The sequence below is a fragment of the Arenibacter algicola genome (assembly GCF_018860365.1).
In the GTDB taxonomy this organism is placed as follows: domain Bacteria; phylum Bacteroidota; class Bacteroidia; order Flavobacteriales; family Flavobacteriaceae; genus Arenibacter; species Arenibacter algicola_B.
Genome location: NZ_JAHKPO010000024.1, coordinates 122,224 through 141,578 on the forward strand (window position 1 = coordinate 122,224; position 19,355 = coordinate 141,578).

The following is a 19,355-nucleotide window of genomic DNA, read 5'->3' on the forward strand; positions in this document are numbered from 1 at the left end:
TACAGGCCGCCTATGGTTATTTCCCCAACAATAAACACCTCCTTTTATGTGCCGGCCAAATTTTAATTAATATCTTAAACCAATGAAGAAAACTGGATTTATATTTGATTTGGATGGTGTTATTGTGGATACTGCCAAATATCATTATCTGGCCTGGAGAAAATTGGCCAATGAATTGGGATTTGAATTTACACAGGAACAAAACGAACAATTTAAAGGGGTAAGTCGTAAAAGATGCTTGGAAATCCTATTGGAAATTGGGGGCATAAAGGCATCGCAAGAACAGTTCAACAAATGGCTGGTGGAGAAGAATGAGGATTATTTGTCCCTTATAGAAAAAATGGATGAATCGGAAATTTTGCCAGACGTCCAAAAGGTACTGCAGTTTCTTAAAAATCACAGCATGCCAATAGCCTTAGGGTCCGCCAGCAAAAATGCCCGTCCAATTTTGGAAAAGGTAAAATTAATGGATTATTTTGATGTCATTGTAGATGGCACCCACGTAGCCAAAGCCAAACCCGATCCCGAAGTTTTTTTGATAGCCGCAAAACAATTGGGGGTTCCTCCAGAGGATTGCGTAGTCTTTGAAGATGCGGTTGCCGGAATAGAGGCCGCCAACAATGCAGGAATGCTGAGCATAGGCATTGGGGAAGAAAAAGTGCTTTCCGAGGCAAAATTTGTGTTTACAAATTTCACGAAAATGGATGATAAATTCCTAAATAGGCTATTAGAATAAACTCCGTGACGAACATTCACAATAATTAATTAATTTGGTGTCTTTCTATTTGGAACCTGATATTGATCATCAAACCCCATTGCGATAACCGAGAAACACTAGCACAATGAATCAAGATTATATAAAGCCCGATAACTGGTCTATCATAGAAGAAGGATTTGAAAAAGAAAGAGTAAAATCCTCCGAAAGTTTATTCAGTCTTGGAAACGGCGCCATGGGGCAACGCGCCAATTTTGAAGAGAAATATACCGGACCCACTTTTCAAGGAAGTTATATTGGAGGGGTATATTACCCGGACAAAACACGTGTAGGATGGTGGAAGAACGGCTATCCGGAATACTTTGCCAAGGTGTTGAACGCTCCTAACTGGATCGGGATCAACGTCCTTATTAACGGCGAAACTTTAGACCTGAACACCTGTAAAAATGTACAGGATTTTCGCAGGGAATTAAACATGCAGGAAGGGTGGTATACACGTAGCTTTAAGGCTACTTTGCCCAATGATACCATTATAGAAGTAAAGATTACCCGCTTCCTTAGTTTGGACCATGATGAAGTAGGTGCCATTAAATACCAAATTAAGGCGATAAACCAGGATAGCGCCATGGCCTTTCACCCCTATCTTGATAGCGGGATTACCAATGAGGACACCAATTGGGACGACCAATTTTGGAATACCACAGGGGTTACAACGTACGGTTCACAAGCCTTTATCGAGGCCCATACCATGAAGACCAATTTCGCTACCTGTACTTTTATGGAATCCAAATTGTTCCATAACAATGAATTGGTATTGGAAAAACCGCTGGAAGCCTTATCAGAGACTACTGTAGTACATCAATTTAAAAAGGACATTAAAAAAGGAGACACCCTTACCCTAATAAAATTTGGCGGATATACTGTTTCTACCAATCATAAGCCCAATGAACTGATATTGGCAGCCAAAAAAGTTTTGCAAAAAGTAACCGAAATAGGTTTTGAGGCCCTGTTGGAGCAACAAAGGATATCATGGTCCAAAATCTGGGAAATGAGCGATATTACCATTGAGGGCGATGTAAAGGCTCAACAGGGAATTCGCTTCAATATTTTTCATTTAAACCAAACCTATCTGGGCAGGGATTCCAGACTTAATATTGGCCCCAAGGGATTTACTGGGGAAAAATACGGAGGAAGTACCTATTGGGACACAGAGGCTTACTGTATTCCCTTTTATATGGCCACCAAAAATAAAAAGGTAGCAAGAAACCTATTGACCTATAGGTACAACCATTTGGAAAAGGCTATTGAAAATGCCAGAAAATTAGGTTTTGTAAATGGAGCGGCCCTATATCCCATGGTAACCATGAACGGGGAGGAGTGCCATAACGAATGGGAAATAACCTTCGAGGAAATACATCGTAATGGGGCGATAGCCTTTGCCATTTACAATTATTACCGTTTTACAAGTGATTATACCTATATCCCGGAAATGGGGCTGGAGGTCTTGATCGGGATTGCCCGCTTTTGGCATCAAAGAGCCACATTTTCTACCCAAAAGAACAAATATGTAATTCTTGGGGTCACGGGTCCCAATGAATACGAGAACAATGTAAACAATAACTTTTACACCAATTATATTGCAAAATGGTGCATTAATTATGCGCTTCAGGAACTACAAAAAGTTAAGGACGGCTATCCAGACGATTATCACAGAATTATAGGAGTAACCAAACTTTCAGAAAATGAGACAGAGGCCTGGGCCAAAGTAGCGAAAAAAATGTACTTTCCCTTCGATGAAAAATTGGGCATTTATTTACAGCAAGATGGCTTTTTGGACAAGGAACTAATCCCTGTAAAGAAATTAAACCAAAAAGAACGCCCTATTAACCAGAAATGGAGTTGGGACAGGATTTTAAGATCCCCGTACATAAAACAGGCAGATACCCTACAGGGATTTTATTTTTTTGAAGACCATTTTACCACAGAAGAACTGGAAAAGCATTTCGATTTTTACGAACCTTTTACCGTCCATGAATCTTCCTTATCCCCATGCGTTCATAGTATTCAGGCTGCAAAGCTGAACAGAATGGACCAGGCATATGCTTTTTATCTCCGCACTTCCAGATTGGATTTGGACGATTATAATAAAGAAGTAAAGGAAGGACTCCATATTACATCCATGGCAGGCACCTGGATGAGCATCGTGGAAGGCTTTGGAGGTATGCGGATATTGGAAGACAAACTATCCTTTACCCCAAGAATACCAAAGCAATGGAAATCCTACTCCTTCAAGGTGAATTTTAGGAATAGAATTCTAAAGGTGAAGGTTACGGAAAACGAAACCACATTTGACCTTGAAGGCACGGACGAAATGTCTATTAGGGTAAACGGAAAACGTGTAGTTTTAACCGCTGGCAGGAAAACCTATTCCCTGGTGAATTAAGTTCAAAGTAATATCACTCACCCCAAAACATTTGAAAAATGAACGATTGGGATTGTTTTTTGAAAAAACTTTAAATAATATGGCCAAAAGTTGCTCCCCAGATAAAAATTTATGAAAAAATTGACCCTAATTCCAAAAACAAGTATCATTATTGCACTGAAAAGCTAAGCAGCACATAGTTAGGCTTTTTGTTCCGAAAAGAAAGCACAAAATGAAAGAGACCACTGAAATTAGAAAAACAGTAGTTTATCAAGTATTTACCAGATTGTTCGGGAATACCAATACCACCAATAAACCTTGGGGGACCATTGAGGAAAATGGAGTGGGCAAATTTAGTGACTTTACGCAAAAAGCTTTAAAGGAAATAAAAGATCTGGGGGTAAGCCATATTTGGTATACGGGTATTCCCCATCATGCCCTTATAAGGGACTATACAGCCTACGGCATCTCCAATGACGACCCGGATATTGTTAAGGGCAGGGCAGGTTCCCCATATGCCGTAAAGGATTATTATAGTGTTAACCCAGATTTGGCCAATGACCCTAACAATAGAAATTTGGAGTTCAAGGACCTGTTGAACAGGAGCCATAAGGCCGGTCTAAAAGTTATCATTGATATTGTTCCCAACCATATTGCCAGAAAATATGAAGGCAAGAACAATCCGAAAGGGGTGGTAGATTTTGGGACCAATGACAATACCAATGTGGTCTACAACAAGGACAATAATTTTTATTACAATCCCGGGGAGTCATTTTTGGTCCCGGATTGGCGAAATGGCTACCTGCCCTTGGGAGGGGAGCAAATCAACAAAGCCGATGGCAAATTTACTGAATCCCCAGCAAAATGGACGGGAAATGGATCCCGTTTGTCCAAACCCGATTTTAATGATTGGTATGAGACCGTAAAGATCAATTACGGAATTAGTCCGGACGGACATACGGATTTTGCTCCGCTGCCAGAAGATTTTGGCCATAAAAACTTTTCTGAACATTTTGAATTCTGGAAAAACAAAGAGGTCCCGGATTCCTGGATAAAATTTAGGGATATTGCCTTGTACTGGTTGGACGAAGGAGTCGACGGATTTCGATATGATATGGCCGAAATGGTTCCCGTAGAATTCTGGAGCTTTATGAATTCGTCCATAAAAATGAAAAAACCTGATGCATTTTTAATGGCAGAGGTGTATAATCCACAGCTGTACAGGGATTATATCTTTAAAGGAAAAATGGACTATCTCTACGACAAGGTAGAGTTTTATGACTCCTTAAAACACATCATGCAGGGGCACGGGTGGACAGACCATATCCCTGTTGTCCAAAACGGACTCATGGATATTGAGCACCAAATGCTCCATTTTCTGGAAAACCATGACGAGCAGCGTATTGCCTGTCCCGAATTTTTGGGAAATGCCGAAAAAGCCAAACCCGGCATGGTAGTTTCCGCAACTATTAGCACCTCGCCCACTATGATCTACTTTGGACAGGAAGTTGGCGAACCTGCCGCCGAAAGTCCTGGATTTGGATCCCCAAGTAGAACCTCCATCTTCGATTATGTTGGGGTTCCCCATTTTCAACGCTGGGTAAACAACAAAAAATTTGACGGAGGGCAATTGTCCCCAAAAGAAAAAGAGCTAAGGACATTTTATAGGAACTTGCTCAATTTCACCATTAACAGTAGTGCTTTAATGGGAAAATACAAGGATATTCATTTTTATAACAAAGATCATACAGAATATTATAATCATAGGGTTTTATCCTTTGTTAGATGGTCCAAGAACGAAAAACTCATAATTATTTCTAATTTTGATGCTGGTCAGACCTTTGGGTTCGATCTAAAACTGCCTAGGGAAATTATCAGGGAATGGGGGCTTCAAGATAGCACCTACCAGATGAAGGACGAATTGTTCAAGGAAAAAGAATTGTCCCTATTTGTAGAAAACGAAATTGGGCATATAAGAATAGACATACAACCCTTGGAATCCTTAATATTAAGTTTAAATTAATTTTATAGCATTACATTATGAAAACATCATCAATAGTTGGATCTTTCTTCTTGTTTCTATTAATTATAAGTTGTGACAATATGAATAAACCCTTGGTTATTGGCCACAGAGGTGCTATGGGGCATGAAACGGAAAACACACTGGCATCTATTCAAAAAGCAATAGATCTGGGTGTTGATATGATCGAAATCGATGTCTTTAAAATAAAAAGTGGCGAAACGGTAGTGTTCCACGATGAGGAAGTGGAAAGACTTACGGATAGCATTGGAAATATAGAAGATTATAATTTTGAAGACCTGCAGAAATTAACCTTGATCGGCAATCATAAAATACCTACCCTGCAGGATGTCCTAAACCTAATAGATAAAAAAGTACAGTTAAATATAGAACTTAAAGGCGCCAATACAGCCGACAGGGTAAATTTTATAATGAACTACTATGTAAAGGAAAAGGGTTGGCCAATGGATAAATTCATAATTTCCAGCTTTAGATGGGATGAACTTAAGACCATGCGTACGCTTAATGCCCAAGTACCCATTGCCATCCTTGTGTATGGAGATCCGCTGACTGCTTTGGAAATTGGAAAAGAATTGCAAGCGGTCGCCATAAATCCATATTTTGAGGACCTGACCCTGGAAAACGTAAACGAAATAAAAAAGGCAGGATTCAAAATTTATCCTTGGACAGTAAATGAGCCAGAAGAAATTGAGGCTGTAGAGAGATTGGGAGTGGATGGCATTATTACCAATTATCCAGAACGCATTAATTAATGTTCGATGTAATTGTTTTAGGAGGAGGTGCCGCAGGTTTCTATGGCGCCATTCATATAGTAGAACGTAACCCCAAATTAAAAGTAGCCATTTTGGAACGTGGCAAAGAGGTGCTGACCAAGGTGAAAGTATCCGGGGGTGGGCGCTGTAACGTTACCCATGCCGAATTTGACCCCAAAGAACTTTCAAAAAATTATCCCAGGGGAGAAAGGGAACTTGTAGGGCCGTTCCACACCTATTGCACTGGCGACACCATGGCTTTCTTTGAAAAAAGGGGTGTACAATTGAACATTGAAGCGGATGGAAGAATGTTCCCCTCTACCAATTCTTCCCAAACCATTATAGATTGCTTTCTTCAGGAAACGGACCGCTTGGGAATTAAAATCCTTAAGAACAGTTCCATTGTCGGGATAACATCACTGCACGAAAATATAGATAAAGGGGATTACGCCTGGGATATCAAAACTATTCGAAACACCTACCAAGCCAAAAAAATATTGGTCGCCACGGGTAGCAACCCTAAAATATGGGAACTATTAAAACAAATGGGGCATACCATAATAGCCCCTGTTCCTTCGCTTTTCACCTTTAATATTAAGGATGAAAGAATAACTGGCATACAAGGGGTTAGTACCAATGCCAGCATCAAAATAATTCCCTCCAAGGTCAACAACGGAAAATTTAAGTCGGCCTTGAAAAAATATTCCATCCAGACTTCCGATCTAGAATCCGAAGGCCCACTTTTAATTACACATTGGGGAATGAGCGGTCCGGGTATCTTGAGATTGTCTGCCTGGGGGGCACGGATATTGAATGAATTGAATTATAAGTTTTCAATAAAAATAAACTGGCTTCCTGCCTATCATGAGGAAGGATTGACAAGGCAACTTCAACAAATAAAGGAGATTGAAGGAAAGAAAACCATTCTACGCACCAAAGCGTTTGATCTTCCAAAACGATTATGGGGCAGTCTGGTAAGGGCAGCGCAAATTTCTGACACGGATAAATGGGCCGATATTTCCAAAATTCAACTACAAAATTTAGCGAAGCAGTTGACGGGTTCCCAATTTAGGGTAGATGGGAAAAGCCCATTTAAGGAGGAATTTGTCACAGCCGGAGGGGTGGACCTAAAAGAAATAAATTTTAAGACCTATGAAAGTAAAATACTCCCCGGGCTCTATTTTGCTGGGGAAGTGATAAATGTAGATGCCATTACGGGCGGATTCAACTTTCAAAATGCCTGGACCGGAGCCTATATTGCTGCCCAGGCAATTGCCAAACCTTAATAAAGGACTAACTCAACAATATCATCAGTAAAGCGGCCAATATAGCCCCAATTACTGGACCTACAATGGGAATCCAAGCATAGCCCCAGTCACTGCCTCCCTTACCTTTAATAGGCATTATTGCATGCATTATTCGCGGCCCCAGATCTCTCGCAGGATTAATAGCGTAACCCGTGGTACCTCCTAAGGAAAGACCTATCCCCCATACTAGAAAAGCAACGGGCAGAGCACCCAAAGACCCTAGTCCAATTACTGTTTCAGTTTCGGTTATTGAGGCATCCGTAAAATAGAGTACCACAAATACCAAGGTAAAAGTACCTACTACTTCACTAAATAGGTTATTAATGGGATTTCTTATGGCCGGAGCAGTACAAAATACCGCTTTTTTGGTGTCCTGGTCCTCTGTTGCATCAAAATGATCTTTGTAGAAGAGCCAAACGAACAAGGCGCCCAACATGGCCCCTATGAATTGCCCCAATACATATGTGGGGACCAAGGCCCATTCAAACTTTTCAGCAACCGCCAGTCCAATGCTAACAGCCGGATTTAGATGTGCCCCGCTATAGGGTGCGGCTACTGCCACCCCAACGTACACAGCCAATCCCCAAGCAGTGGTGATGACCATCCAGCCCGCGTCGTTGGATTTTGTTTTGTTCAGGATTACGTTGGCAACAACCCCGCCCCCTAAAAGGATCAGGAAAAAAGTGCCGATAATTTCAGCAATAAATGGAGTCATAATTGGTTGGTTTTATATTTAATCGTTTAGTTTGGACCAATATTCTACAGCATCAATGGCCTTGTACCAGCCTTTAATATTTTGTTCTATTTCTTTTCTTTCTGTTGTGGGATCAAAATTGGCATCAATTTGCCATATTTCCTGAATTTCTTCCAAACTTTCCCAGAATCCGACCGCCAAACCGGCCAAATAAGCCGCTCCCATGACCGTAGTTTCTATCACTTTTGGTCTTACGGTAGAGGTATTCAACACATCGGCCTGAAACTGCATCAACAGATTATTGACGGTTGCTCCCCCATCGACCCTTAATTCTTTTATAGAAATTTTAGAATCTGCTTCCATAGCCTTTAAAACATCCATGGTCTGAAATGCAATGGATTCCAAAGCTGCTCTAGCAATATGGGCGTCCGTACTTCCTCTGGTAAGCCCAAAAATACTTCCTTTGGCATGTTGGTTCCAGTAAGGTGCTCCCAGACCAGCAAATGCAGGTACCAGATAGACCCCTTCGGTGCTGTCTACAGAACCAGCCAGCTTTTCTACATCCTCAGACTTTTTAATGATCTTTAAGCTGTCCCTCAACCATTGTACAACGGCACCAGCAATAAAAATACTTCCTTCCAGGGCATACTGGGTTTTACCGTTTATGGTCCACGCAACCGTAGTTAGTAGATTATTTTCAGAAACTATGGGCTTTTCCCCAATATTCATTAGCATAAAACAACCGGTGCCATAGGTGTTTTTAACCATTCCCGGTTTTGTGCACATTTGGCCAAAAAGTGCCGCTTGCTGATCTCCTGCGATTCCGGCAATAGGTATTTTACTGGCAAAAAAATTAGGATTGGTATTACCGTATACTTCACTGGACTGTTTCACTTTGGGCAACATGCTCTTTGGAATAGTTAAAAGCTCCAACAACTCATCATCCCATTCCAAAGTATTGATATTAAAGAGTAATGTTCTAGAGGCATTGGTAACATCGGTAATATGTAGTTCGCCTTTGGTCATATTCCAAATTAACCACGAATCTATGGTTCCCATAATCAAGTCTCCAGCTTCCGCCTTTTTCCTAGCTCCTTCCACATTATCCAAAATCCATTTCACCTTGGTACCCGAAAAGTAGGAGTCGATTACCAAACCCGTTTTTTCCCTAATAAGCTTGGATTTCCCTTGGCTCTTTAATTCGTCGCAGTAGTTGGAAGTCCTCTTGTCCTGCCAAACAATGGCATTATACACTGGTTTTCCAGTGTTCCTATCCCAAACTACTACAGTTTCCCTTTGGTTTGTAATTCCTATCGCCGCTATATCGGCGCCATAAATTCCTTTTTTAGTGGTGGCCTCTGCGGCTGTACTTACTTGGGACGACCAAATTTCCAAGGGATCGTGCTCTACCCAACCAGGTTTCGGAAAATATTGGGTGAATTCCTTTTGGGCCACCGAAACGATGTTACCTTTTTTATCAAAAACAACAGAACGGGAACTAGTTGTACCTTGGTCCAGCGCCAGTATATATTTTTCCATATGGTAGCATAAATTTTAAATGGGTATCAAGATAACAAAATATAGACACTAAATTTGAAAAATTAATAACCAAACCTAATGCATTTCATCAAATGTGTTATTTGTTGCTAAGTCCAAAATTGACGGTTATGCCACAAAGTCCCGAATATTTCCATTATAAAATATTGTTATTTTTATCCATAGGTTGATTAATAAGATCCAGATGACGAAATATATTGTTCTGCTTAGGGGAATCAATGTAAGTGGCAAAAAGAAAATTAAAATGTCCCAGTTAGTAGCAATGCTGGAATCGCTGGGTTTTTCCGAGGTAAGTACCTATATACAAAGTGGCAATATTGTTTTAAAAAGTAATGTTGCCTCGCCAATAAAAGTATCACAAATAATCAAAGAAGGCATTTACACCACATTCGGCTTTGATGTTCCGGTATTGGCAAAGACATTTATTGAATGGAAAGAAATTATAGCGCAATCCCCTTTTGAAGAGCATAACGACTTGGAGACTAAAAAATGGTACTATGTACTGTTGCAAGAAACTCCCTGCAAGGAATTGATCAATAATCTACAACAAGAACAATTTGCCAATGAACGGTTTGTGATTTCCAATAGCTGTGTCTACCTCTATTGCGACAAGGGATATGGCAAAGCAAAATGTGATAATAATTTTTTCGAAAAAAAACTTCAGGTAACCGCTACTACAAGAAACCACAGGACCATGATGCAGCTATTGGAAATGGGGAAACAAATCAGTGAACAGTAATCAGTAAAAAGAACAATTATCTATTTGGAATTTTCATTTACCCCACACCATATATAGCAAGGCAAAAAAGTTAATTCAATTCCCAAATCTTATAGTTCAGGGCAGTAGCAAAACATACCCAAAAAAGATAGGGGATCAATAAATAGGCAGCTGTGGTGCTCACTACTTTAAACCATTTTATGGTAAAGATTAAAAGTACCAATAGGGCCAAAATAACCAGCAAGGCTGCGAAAGGATTCTTAAATCCAAAGAAAATTATACTCCAAAGGGCATTGAACAGCAATTGAATGCCAAAATGGTATAAGGCCGTTTTTACCCAAATATGATAAAACCCTTTTGCCCAGACAATCCCTGCGGCAACCCCCATCATAATATAAAGTATTGTCCAGACCGGGGCAAAAATCCAATTGGGCGGATTAAAACTTGGCTTATTCAATTCCAAATACCAATCATTTACGGAAGATTGTGTAGCAAAACTGGATAAAAAGCCAATAGTTAAGCATACGGTTACTGAAATTGCGATATAGGTAAGCTGCTTTTTCAAGGATTGGTTGTTTACGCCCTAAATTAACAATTTATTTTAACAGGATCTACAGTAAAACTACTTAAAAGCTATCTTTGCACAAATTGTTTCCAATATGACCGATAAAGACTTTATACCTTCCACTTATACCACAGACAAAACGGAAGGAAAAGTTACTTATAAATCGCCCAGTAATATCGCCTTGGTAAAATACTGGGGGAAAAAGGAACATCAGATTCCCGCCAACCCATCCATTAGTTTTACCCTGGATATCTGTGCTACCACCACAACGGTCAGCTATAAAAAATTGAAAAATAAGGCCTCCGACTTTTCGTTCGACCTCCTTTTTGAGGGTAAGCCAAAAGAAGATTTTAAACACAAAATAAGTACCTTTCTTAAGAGGACGGAACCTTATCTGCCCTTTATAAAGGCCTATCATTTTACCATAGAAACCTCCAATTCCTTTCCCCACAGCAGTGGCATTGCATCATCGGCAAGTGGCATGTCGGCCCTGGCGCTATGCCTTATGGAACTGGAAAGGGAACTAAACCCCAATATGGATAGCGATTTTTTTAAAAGAAAGGCTTCCTTTTTGGCTCGTTTGGGATCTGGTAGTGCCTGCAGGAGTATTGAAGGGGACATGGTGCAATGGGGATTACATAAAGGCACTTTAAATAGCTCCGATCTTTATGCCATAAGATATCCCTATAAAGTACACCCGGTTTTTAAGAACTATCAGGATACCATCCTTCTGGTGGACAAAGGGTCCAAACAGGTGAGCAGTAGCCTTGGTCATAATTTAATGCACGATCATCCCTTTGCGGAACAACGGTTCGACCAAGCGCATAAAAATCTGACCAAATTAAAAAGGATTTTTGAGGAAGGAAATTTGTTGGAGTTTATTAAAATCGTGGAAAGTGAAGCCCTCACATTACACGCCATGATGATGACCAGCATGCCGTATTTTATATTGATGAAACCCAATACCTTGGAGATTATCAATAAAATATGGGCCTTTCGGGCATCGTCCAAAACCCATGTATGTTTTACGTTGGATGCGGGGGCAAATGTGCATGTGCTATATCCTGAAAACGAAAAGCAAGAAGTTTATCAATTTATTAGTAATGAGTTGGTTGCATATTGTGAAAACGGGCAGTATATTTGCGATCAAATTGGAAATGGGGCAAAAAAGCTGTAATTTTCATATGAAAAATGAATAATTAATAGCGGTATATTACGTTAATTGTTCAATTGCATCTGTTGTTATTTTAATGCCTTTGCAAGAATTTTAATTATTTATGATTATCTTAAAGAAATGAAAGGACCGTTATTTTACTCTAAAATTTTACTTTTTGGGGAATATGGAATCATAAAGGATTCCAAAGGGCTTTCCATACCCTATAATTTTTTTAAGGGAGCACTAAAATCAAAAAACAAGGATTCCGAGGCGGCAAAGAAGTCGAACGCCAGCCTTAGGGCCTTTGCAGAGTATTTGAAAGACCTGCAGCAGAAAGACCACGAATTGGTAACTTTTGACCTGGAGGCATTGAATAAGGATGTAGCTGGCGGAATGTATTTTGACAGTTCCATTCCGCAGGGATATGGCGTAGGTAGTAGTGGTGCCCTAGTGGCGGCCATTTACGATAAATATGCCATTGAAAAAATTACCGTTTTAGAGAATCTTACCAGGGAGAAATTATTAAAATTGAAGACTATTTTCGGGAAAATGGAATCGTTTTTCCACGGTAAGTCTTCGGGCCTTGACCCCTTGAACAGCTATCTAAGCCTGCCCATTCTTATAAATTCCCAAGACAATATAGAATCTACCAGCATTCCATCCCAAAACTTGGATGGCAAGGGAGCCGTATTCCTGTTGGACAGTGGCAGCACTGGAGAAACCGCACCAATGGTACATTTGTTTATGGAACAAATGAAACATGAAGGATTCCGGGCCATGCTAAAAGATCAGTTTATTAAACATACGGACGCCTGCGTAGAGGATTTTATAAATGGGAACGTAAAATCACTGTTCGGGAATTTAAAGCAGTTGTCGCATGTGGTACTCGATAATTTTAAGCCCATGATCCCGGTGGAATTCCATAAACTCTGGAAACAGGGTATAGATACCAACGACTATTATTTAAAACTCTGTGGTTCCGGTGGTGGAGGTTATATTTTAGGATTTACCGAAGACATCAATAAGGCAAAAAAAGCCCTGAAGGGCTATAATTTAGAAGTGGTATACAACTTCTAACAACCTCCTTTATGCTTAGTAGAAAAAACAAGCTCTTGCTATTAAAGTTTCTGAGCCTGTTTTCTGTGGTCAGAGGCTACAACATTCTTATGATCATTTTGGCCCAGTACCTGGCCTCGATATATATTTTAGCTCCCCATTTACCCTTGCGAAAAGTTGTTTTTGATGGCAACCTGTTCGTTATTGTTCTCAGTTCGGCCTTGGTCATAGCGGCAGGATATATCATCAATAATTTCTACGATGCGGAAAAGGACCTGATCAACAAACCTAGAAAGAGTATGCTGGACCGCCTGGTAAGCCAGCGTACCAAGCTCACCACTTATTTTGTATTGAATTTCCTTTCGGTAATCTTTGCCAGTTATGTCTCCTTTAAGGCCGTTGTGTTCTTTTCTGCCTATATTTTTGGAATTTGGTTCTATTCCCACAAATTAAAGAAAGTACCATTTTTGGGTAATTTCGTTTCGGCAACCTTGGCCATTGCCCCCTTTTTCGCCGTTTTTGTGTATTATAAGAACTTTGACACCGTGATTTTTGTGCATGCCCTTTTTCTTTTCCTATTGATATTGGCCAGGGAAATGATTAAAGACCTAGAAAACATTGCTGGGGACATGGCCCAAAACTACAAGACCATTCCTATATTGTACGGAGCAAAGTTTTCAAAGACCTGTATCGCTATTTTGATAGGCCTAACGCTGCTTCCCTCCTTTCTCCTGATCGAATATTTTGATGTAGGCTATATGTACCTCTATTTTATAGGTTGTATTTTTTTGCTATTGGGGTTTTTGATCCTTTTGGTAAAATCCAACAGCAAAAAACACTACGTATGGCTGCATAACATTCTAAAGTTGATCATTATACTGGGAGTGTTCAGTATTTTATTGATCAATGTGGATCTGGTATTGAACAGAATTCTCTAAGAATCACTAATTACCGCTACAATAGCTTATACATAACATTTCCTTTGCTACCTTTGCAATAAATTATAGTACATATGAGTAGGTCAGATTCCAACAACGACAAAAAAGCATCAGGAAGACAAGGGGGCACTTTTAGAAAAAAGAGCCATGCACGGGGCAACGCACCTATAAGAAAGAAAACGGAAGCCAAGCCACCATCCGACCCCAATGTAATGCGTCTAAATCGTTATGTTGCCAACTCTGGTGTATGCTCCCGTAGGGACGCCGATATTTACATTTCTGCCGGGAACGTGACCGTAAACGGCAAGCCTATAACCGAAATGGGATACAAGGTAAAACTGACCGATGAAGTAAAGTTTGATGGCCGCTTGTTAAATCCAGAGAAAAAGGAATACGTACTACTGAACAAACCCAAGGATTTTGTTACCTCGCCAAAAGATGAGCACGGAAAAAGAACTGTAGCCTCCCTTATTTCCAATGCTTCCAAATCCAAACTCTCGGTGGTGGGGAGAATGGACAAGAACACTACTGGTCTGCTGTTGTTTACAAATGACGGGGAAATGACAAAGCGACTAACAAAGCCTAAAAACGGACTTCGTAAAATATACCATGTAGAGCTGAACAAAAACTTAAGGGGCGAAGACCTTATTAAGATCAAGGAAGGCATTTCTATAGACGACAGCGTGGTTAGGGTAGATGATGTTAGTTTTATTGAAAACGCACCTAAGCGCGAAGTAGGGATAGAACTAAAAAGTACCCGTAACAAAATTGTACGCCGAATCTTCGAGGAATTGGAATACGAGGTCGTAAAATTGGATAGGGTGGTCTATGCCGGACTCACCAAAAAAGATCTTCCCCGTGGACACTGGAGACACCTTACACCTCAGGAAGTCATTAATTTGGGGATGATTAAATAAGGATAAAAATCCTTTCCGATTCATTATCATCAGAGTTATTTATTCTATTTAAGCACATCCCATTTTTAACTACTAAAAGTGGCATTTGCAGACGTCTTGTGCTGCACTAATTTGGCCTATAATATTATTTCCCAAGTAGCCCGTCAATCCATTTTAAAGGATGGGTTTGCTCGTACATGGGGATGATCATCCTGCCATGGAGTCCTCCCCCTAGCCCCCTCCCAAGGAGGGGGAACAAATCTATCCTTAAAACGTTTATTAAAACCTAAGCTCCCCCTCCTTGGGAGGGGGCCGGGGGGAGGTCGGTCCGGGAAGTCCCGACTAATATAGGTAGACATACCTAACGAATAGGCAAGCGTAGCACCGCTCTGTTATTTAAACGTTGAACCTTAAACCCCCAACAACGCCTGAGAAACAAAGAATTGCTATATTAGAGACTTCATTATAATCAGTAATCCATAATTAAGGCAGTCTTATAAATAAACAATGATCAAAAAAATAACCCATTCCGAAATTTCCAATGCAGAAAAACTTCATGCGCTTTTTCAAGTTTCCTATCGCATTGAAGCTGAATTATTGGGTGTTACGGATTTTCCACCTTTAAACAGAAGAATTATTGATTTTCAAAACAGCAACACCCAGTTTTTTGGATTGTGGAAAGATGATGTTTTGGCCGCTGCAGTTGAAATAGACCAACTAAAAAACACTCTTAAAATCTGTAGCCTGGTAGTACATCCAAAATATTTTAGGCAGGGAATTGCCCGTAAGCTGTTGTTGTTCGTTGAAGATTATGACGATTCCGAGACCCTTATTGTAGAAACTGGTTGGGCCAATGCCCCAGCAATAACCTTATATGAGAAGTTTGGGTTTCAAGAGACACGGGAATATATCGGCCCGGGAGGCATCAAAAAAAAATGCTTTAGCAAAACAAAATAGGAAAATGACAGGTATTAAAGCTAAAGCGAACTTCAACTTATTGATCCTTATTTTTATTATTTCTTTTATTGGAAATACCTTTGGCCAAAGCTTGACCAATACCAAAATCAACGGCTACAGGGGCATTTGGTTCGAATTAAATCAGAAGTACGAGTATGGGGACAAATACTCAGGAGCGCTGGGCACCTACACCGCAAAGCACGTACCTTTGGCCATTTATGCTCCCGAAGTTAAAAAAACCTTTTTTGTATATGGGGGAACACCCTCTGAAGACCAACGTTACCTTCTTTGTATGATCGGGGAGTTCGACCATAAAACGAAAATGGTCTCAAAACCCACCGTGGTCTATGACAAAAATGGAGTAGACGACCCACATGACAACCCCTCCATTCTAATCGATGGCTCAGGGTATATTTGGGTGTTTATCAGTGGGCGGGGTGCCAAAAGGCCAGGTTATAAATACAAAAGCAAAGCGCCCTATTCCATTAAGGAATTTGTACGGATTACGGAAGAAGAAATGACCTACCCACAACCCAGATATACGGATTTTGGCTTCTTTCAATTTTTTACAAAATATACAGGGGTACGCCAGCTCTATTTTGAAACCAGTAAGGACGGTATCTCTTGGACAGATGATAAACTGCTCGCTGCCATCCCTGAAAAGGAAGGTGAAAAATCAGGGCATTATCAGACCTCAGATGTATTTAATGGCAAGGTGATAGGGACATTTTTTAACCGGCACCCCAATGGCAATGTCGACAAAAGAACCGACCTGTACTATATACAGTCGGCCGATTTTGGAGCCACATGGGCCACTGTTAATGGTATAAACACCCCAATACCGGTAACGGACCTGGGCAGTCCCGCTAGAGCTGTGGATTATGCCTCCCAAAATAAAAACCTGTATCTAAAAGATATGGGCTTTACTGCGGAAGGTTATCCTGCCTGCCTATATATTAGAAGCAATGGCCACGAACCCGGCCCCAAAAGCGCCCCGTACGAATGGTGCATTACCAAATGGAACGGCACGGAATGGCAAACTACTGTGGTAACCACCTCCGACCATAATTATGATATGGGAAGCCTCTTTATAAGTGAAAACGACTGGAAAATTGTTGGACCTACGGAAAAAGGACCCCAAGAATGGGGCGTTGGTGGGGAATTGGCCATCTGGCAATCCAAGGATGAAGGAGAAAGCTGGAAAAAGATAAATACTCTAACAGAGCATAGTTCTTTAAGTCATTCCTATGTACGCAAAGTTGTAAATTTTAAATCCCCATTTTGCTTTTTCTGGGCCGATGGAGATTCGCATCAGTTCAGTAAGTCCGAACTATATTTTGGAAATTTCCAGGGCGACATTTGGAAAATGCCCTATAACATGACCAAAGATTATGAAATGCCAATTAAGATCAAATGATTAAATTAGGACTTCAATAGAACCACATGAAAGCTATTAAATGTGAATCCTATGGTCCTCCCGAAAAGGTGGTTAGGATAACCGAAGTCGCCATACCCTCACCTAAAGACAATGAGGTTTTAATAAAGATCCATGCCACTACCGTAAACGACTACGACTGGAGTCTAGTTAGGGGCAAGCCCTATTTATACCGAATATTTTTCGGGCTATTTAAACCAAAACATGGCTTGGGCATGGAATTATCGGGCACCGTCGCGGCTTTGGGGGCGAAGGCTACGAAATTCAAGATTGGGGATGCGGTTATGGGCGACACCGCGGATTTTGGTTTTGGCACCTTTGCGGAATATATCAGTATTAACGAAAATGCGGTTATCCAAAAACCCCAAACCCTAAGTTTTGAGGAAGCGGCTGCCATTCCGCATGCCTCCTGTCTGTCATTACAGGCTTTGCGGGACATAGGTGAAATAAAAGAGGGACAAAAAATACTCATAAACGGTGGAGGCGGTGGCGTAGGAACCATTGGCCTGCAAATAGCCAAACTGTATAATTGTGAGGTTACAGGAGTGGATTCACAAGAAAAATTGGCTATGATGACGTCGCTTGGTTTTGACCATGTATTGGACTATAGAAAAGTGAATTTCACCAAGGCCGGGGAACGGTACCACCTCATCCTGGATTGTAGGTCCAATAAAGCTTCCCTTAGCTACCTAAAAGCCTTAAACCCCACTGGGCGATATGTTAGTATAGGTGGCAAGCCTTTTAATCTAATTGGATTATTGCTGTGGGGTAAACTTGTACCCCTGTTCAGCTCCAAAAGGTTAAAGATACTCGCCTTAAAATCAAATATTGGGTTGGAGTATATCTGCGACCTGATTGCCCAGCAGAAAATTAAATGCCAGATAGACGGCCCATATCCCCTGGAGGATGCGGGGCGCTTGATCCAGTATTTTGGAGAGGGTAAACATAAGGGGAAAATTGTTATTGGTATCAAAGCCTTATCACATAAGAAATGAATCCTATTGCCCACTTAAAAGAGCAAATAGACCGGGAAGGTTTATGGATCACTGCACTGCAACTGGAAAGGAACCAATATTTAAAGGTACAGGGAAGTATGGATACCAACCTCTATTGGGTGGCAGAAGGGAGTTTAAGAATTTTTGTGGTAGAGGAAAATGAGGAACACACCATTAGGTTCGGCTATACCCATAATTTTATTACTGCCCTGGATTCTTTTTTGGATGAAAAACCTTCCGATCTCTATATACAGGCACTAAAAAAAACCACCGTTAAAGTTATTGACAAGGCCACTTTTATGGATTTTATGCAATCCTCCCCAGAAAATAGTACCACCTGGCAACTAATGTTGGAGCAATTGGTATTACAACAGATGGAAAGGGAGCGGGATATTTTGACCGTATCTCCCTTGGAAAGGTATAAGAGGGTCCTAAAGCGCAGCCCTCAACTCTTTCAGGAAATACCCAATAAATACATAGCCTCTTATTTACGAATGACCCCTGAAACGCTTTCCAGGATTAAAAAATCTTGATTTCGATCAATGTTTTAAAGCTTTAAAATGCCAATTTTTGCCGTAAAAAATAAAGACATGCTTTCTAAGGATTTATTACAGGATTTATTGGAGCGTACCCAGGAAAACAAAAACAAGGCCGAAGGCTTAAAAACCTTGCCATCGGAAACCTTGAATTGGAAATCCTCCCCTGATAGCTGGAGTATTTTGGAATGCCTGGAACATTTAAACCGGTATGGGGATTTTTATATTCCTGAAATTGAAAAGCGGATGGCATCTTCCCAACAGAGGCCTGCCGAAAATTTCAAAAGCGGATGGCTGGGCAACTATTTTGCCAAAACCATGCTTCCCCAGAAAAAGCTGAACAAGATGAAAACATTTAAGTCCATGGATCCGATAGGCAGTACCCTGGATAAGGAGGTACTCACCAAATTTATTTCCCAACAACAGGCCTTGATCAACCTATTGAACAAATCCAAAGAGGTAGACCTCACCAAGACCAAGACGGGAATTTCCATTTCAAAATGGATCAAGCTTAGATTGGGAGATACCTTTAGGGTGGTCATTTACCACAATCAACGTCACATGGCCCAAGCGGAAAGGGTGTTAAAAGAGGCTGGTAGGCTGTCAGCGGTTTAG

At 40.7% G+C, this 19,355-nt stretch carries 18 protein-coding genes; 15 read left to right on the forward strand and 3 right to left on the reverse strand.

Annotation, left to right across the window (positions count from 1 at the left end; all coding sequences use genetic code 11):
• The first annotated feature begins 82 nt into the window (after nt 1-82).
• The 5 genes from pgmB to KO529_RS19105 all read left to right on the forward strand — a co-directional run bounded on the left by pgmB (nt 83) and on the right by KO529_RS19105 (nt 7,216).
• Complete coding sequence (pgmB, locus tag KO529_RS19085) at nt 83-736, forward strand: beta-phosphoglucomutase (protein WP_215949459.1); 654 nt, start codon at nt 83-85, stop codon at nt 734-736.
• Nucleotides 737-842: 106 nt separating this feature from the next.
• Nucleotides 843-3,158: a glycoside hydrolase family 65 protein gene (locus KO529_RS19090; protein WP_215949460.1), complete on the forward strand. Its 2,316-nt coding sequence runs from the start codon at nt 843-845 to the stop codon at nt 3,156-3,158.
• A 211-nt stretch (nt 3,159-3,369) separates the two neighbouring features.
• Complete coding sequence (locus KO529_RS19095; protein WP_215949461.1) at nt 3,370-5,160, forward strand: alpha-amylase family protein; 1,791 nt, start codon at nt 3,370-3,372, stop codon at nt 5,158-5,160.
• Between the two features lie 17 nt (nt 5,161-5,177).
• Entirely contained in the window at nt 5,178-5,930 is a 753-nt protein-coding gene (locus KO529_RS19100; protein ID WP_215949462.1) for a glycerophosphodiester phosphodiesterase, read from the forward strand.
• Nucleotides 5,930-7,216, forward strand: a complete 1,287-nt coding sequence (locus KO529_RS19105) for an NAD(P)/FAD-dependent oxidoreductase (RefSeq protein ID WP_215949463.1) — start codon at nt 5,930-5,932, stop codon at nt 7,214-7,216. The genes KO529_RS19100 and KO529_RS19105 overlap by 1 nt, the downstream gene beginning before the upstream one ends.
• Before the next feature lie 7 nt (nt 7,217-7,223).
• Here KO529_RS19105 and KO529_RS19110 read toward each other — a convergent pair whose 3' ends face one another.
• The gene (locus KO529_RS19110; RefSeq protein WP_215949464.1) at nt 7,224-7,952 is read right to left on the reverse strand and encodes an MIP/aquaporin family protein; all 729 of its coding nucleotides are present in this window, start codon (nt 7,950-7,952) and stop codon (nt 7,224-7,226) included.
• 18 nt (nt 7,953-7,970) lie between these two features.
• Nucleotides 7,971-9,470 carry a glycerol kinase GlpK gene (gene glpK, locus KO529_RS19115; protein WP_215949465.1) on the reverse strand — a complete coding sequence of 500 codons (1,500 nt, stop codon included), beginning with the start codon at nt 9,468-9,470 and terminating at the stop codon, nt 7,971-7,973.
• 202 nt (nt 9,471-9,672) lie between these two features.
• On the opposite strand from glpK, the gene KO529_RS19120 reads away from it, so the two are divergent.
• Nucleotides 9,673-10,227 carry a DUF1697 domain-containing protein gene (locus KO529_RS19120; RefSeq protein WP_215949466.1) on the forward strand — a complete coding sequence of 185 codons (555 nt, stop codon included), beginning with the start codon at nt 9,673-9,675 and terminating at the stop codon, nt 10,225-10,227.
• A gap of 70 nt (nt 10,228-10,297) precedes the next feature.
• Here KO529_RS19120 and KO529_RS19125 read toward each other — a convergent pair whose 3' ends face one another.
• Complete coding sequence (locus KO529_RS19125; RefSeq protein WP_215949467.1) at nt 10,298-10,771, reverse strand: TspO/MBR family protein; 474 nt, start codon at nt 10,769-10,771, stop codon at nt 10,298-10,300.
• A gap of 94 nt (nt 10,772-10,865) precedes the next feature.
• On the opposite strand from KO529_RS19125, the gene KO529_RS19130 reads away from it, so the two are divergent.
• From KO529_RS19130 to KO529_RS19170, 9 genes are all read left to right on the forward strand, one after another.
• The gene (locus KO529_RS19130) at nt 10,866-11,948 is read left to right on the forward strand and encodes a diphosphomevalonate/mevalonate 3,5-bisphosphate decarboxylase family protein (protein ID WP_215949468.1); all 1,083 of its coding nucleotides are present in this window, start codon (nt 10,866-10,868) and stop codon (nt 11,946-11,948) included.
• Nucleotides 11,949-12,065: 117 nt separating this feature from the next.
• Nucleotides 12,066-13,004: a mevalonate kinase family protein gene (locus tag KO529_RS19135; protein ID WP_072860574.1), complete on the forward strand. Its 939-nt coding sequence runs from the start codon at nt 12,066-12,068 to the stop codon at nt 13,002-13,004.
• A gap of 11 nt (nt 13,005-13,015) precedes the next feature.
• Complete coding sequence (locus KO529_RS19140) at nt 13,016-13,921, forward strand: geranylgeranylglycerol-phosphate geranylgeranyltransferase (RefSeq protein ID WP_215949469.1); 906 nt, start codon at nt 13,016-13,018, stop codon at nt 13,919-13,921.
• A 74-nt stretch (nt 13,922-13,995) separates the two neighbouring features.
• On the forward strand, nt 13,996-14,838 hold the full coding sequence (locus KO529_RS19145; protein ID WP_215949470.1) for a pseudouridine synthase: 843 nt from the start codon (nt 13,996-13,998) through the stop codon (nt 14,836-14,838).
• Nucleotides 14,839-15,324: 486 nt separating this feature from the next.
• Nucleotides 15,325-15,774: a GNAT family N-acetyltransferase gene (locus tag KO529_RS19150; protein ID WP_215949471.1), complete on the forward strand. Its 450-nt coding sequence runs from the start codon at nt 15,325-15,327 to the stop codon at nt 15,772-15,774.
• 4 nt (nt 15,775-15,778) lie between these two features.
• Nucleotides 15,779-17,191, forward strand: coding sequence for a BNR-4 repeat-containing protein (locus KO529_RS19155; protein WP_215949472.1), 1,413 nt, complete (start codon nt 15,779-15,781; stop codon nt 17,189-17,191).
• A 26-nt stretch (nt 17,192-17,217) separates the two neighbouring features.
• Entirely contained in the window at nt 17,218-18,204 is a 987-nt protein-coding gene (locus KO529_RS19160) for an NAD(P)-dependent alcohol dehydrogenase (protein ID WP_215949473.1), read from the forward strand.
• Nucleotides 18,201-18,737: a Crp/Fnr family transcriptional regulator gene (locus tag KO529_RS19165; RefSeq protein WP_215949474.1), complete on the forward strand. Its 537-nt coding sequence runs from the start codon at nt 18,201-18,203 to the stop codon at nt 18,735-18,737. Before KO529_RS19160 ends, KO529_RS19165 begins: the two co-directional genes overlap by 4 nt.
• 57 nt (nt 18,738-18,794) lie before the next feature.
• Nucleotides 18,795-19,355, forward strand: a complete 561-nt coding sequence (locus KO529_RS19170; RefSeq protein WP_215949475.1) for a DinB family protein — start codon at nt 18,795-18,797, stop codon at nt 19,353-19,355.

Bases quoted from the DNA above. Each gene is read 5' to 3' on its own strand.
- pgmB (WP_215949459.1), top strand. From the start codon at position 83: ATGAAGAAAACTGGATTTATATTTGATTTGGATGGTGTTATTGTGGAT.
- KO529_RS19090 (WP_215949460.1), top strand. From the start codon at position 843: ATGAATCAAGATTATATAAAGCCCGATAACTGGTCTATCATAGAAGAA.
- KO529_RS19095 (WP_215949461.1), top strand. From the start codon at position 3,370: ATGAAAGAGACCACTGAAATTAGAAAAACAGTAGTTTATCAAGTATTT.
- KO529_RS19100 (WP_215949462.1), top strand. From the start codon at position 5,178: ATGAAAACATCATCAATAGTTGGATCTTTCTTCTTGTTTCTATTAATT.
- KO529_RS19105 (WP_215949463.1), top strand. From the start codon at position 5,930: ATGTTCGATGTAATTGTTTTAGGAGGAGGTGCCGCAGGTTTCTATGGC.
- KO529_RS19110 (WP_215949464.1), bottom strand. From the start codon at position 7,952: ATGACTCCATTTATTGCTGAAATTATCGGCACTTTTTTCCTGATCCTT.
- glpK (WP_215949465.1), bottom strand. From the start codon at position 9,470: ATGGAAAAATATATACTGGCGCTGGACCAAGGTACAACTAGTTCCCGT.
- KO529_RS19120 (WP_215949466.1), top strand. From the start codon at position 9,673: ATGACGAAATATATTGTTCTGCTTAGGGGAATCAATGTAAGTGGCAAA.
- KO529_RS19130 (WP_215949468.1), top strand. From the start codon at position 10,866: ATGACCGATAAAGACTTTATACCTTCCACTTATACCACAGACAAAACG.
- KO529_RS19135 (WP_072860574.1), top strand. From the start codon at position 12,066: ATGAAAGGACCGTTATTTTACTCTAAAATTTTACTTTTTGGGGAATAT.
- KO529_RS19140 (WP_215949469.1), top strand. From the start codon at position 13,016: ATGCTTAGTAGAAAAAACAAGCTCTTGCTATTAAAGTTTCTGAGCCTG.
- KO529_RS19145 (WP_215949470.1), top strand. From the start codon at position 13,996: ATGAGTAGGTCAGATTCCAACAACGACAAAAAAGCATCAGGAAGACAA.
- KO529_RS19150 (WP_215949471.1), top strand. From the start codon at position 15,325: ATGATCAAAAAAATAACCCATTCCGAAATTTCCAATGCAGAAAAACTT.
- KO529_RS19155 (WP_215949472.1), top strand. From the start codon at position 15,779: ATGACAGGTATTAAAGCTAAAGCGAACTTCAACTTATTGATCCTTATT.
- KO529_RS19160 (WP_215949473.1), top strand. From the start codon at position 17,218: ATGAAAGCTATTAAATGTGAATCCTATGGTCCTCCCGAAAAGGTGGTT.
- KO529_RS19165 (WP_215949474.1), top strand. From the start codon at position 18,201: ATGAATCCTATTGCCCACTTAAAAGAGCAAATAGACCGGGAAGGTTTA.
- KO529_RS19170 (WP_215949475.1), top strand. From the start codon at position 18,795: ATGCTTTCTAAGGATTTATTACAGGATTTATTGGAGCGTACCCAGGAA.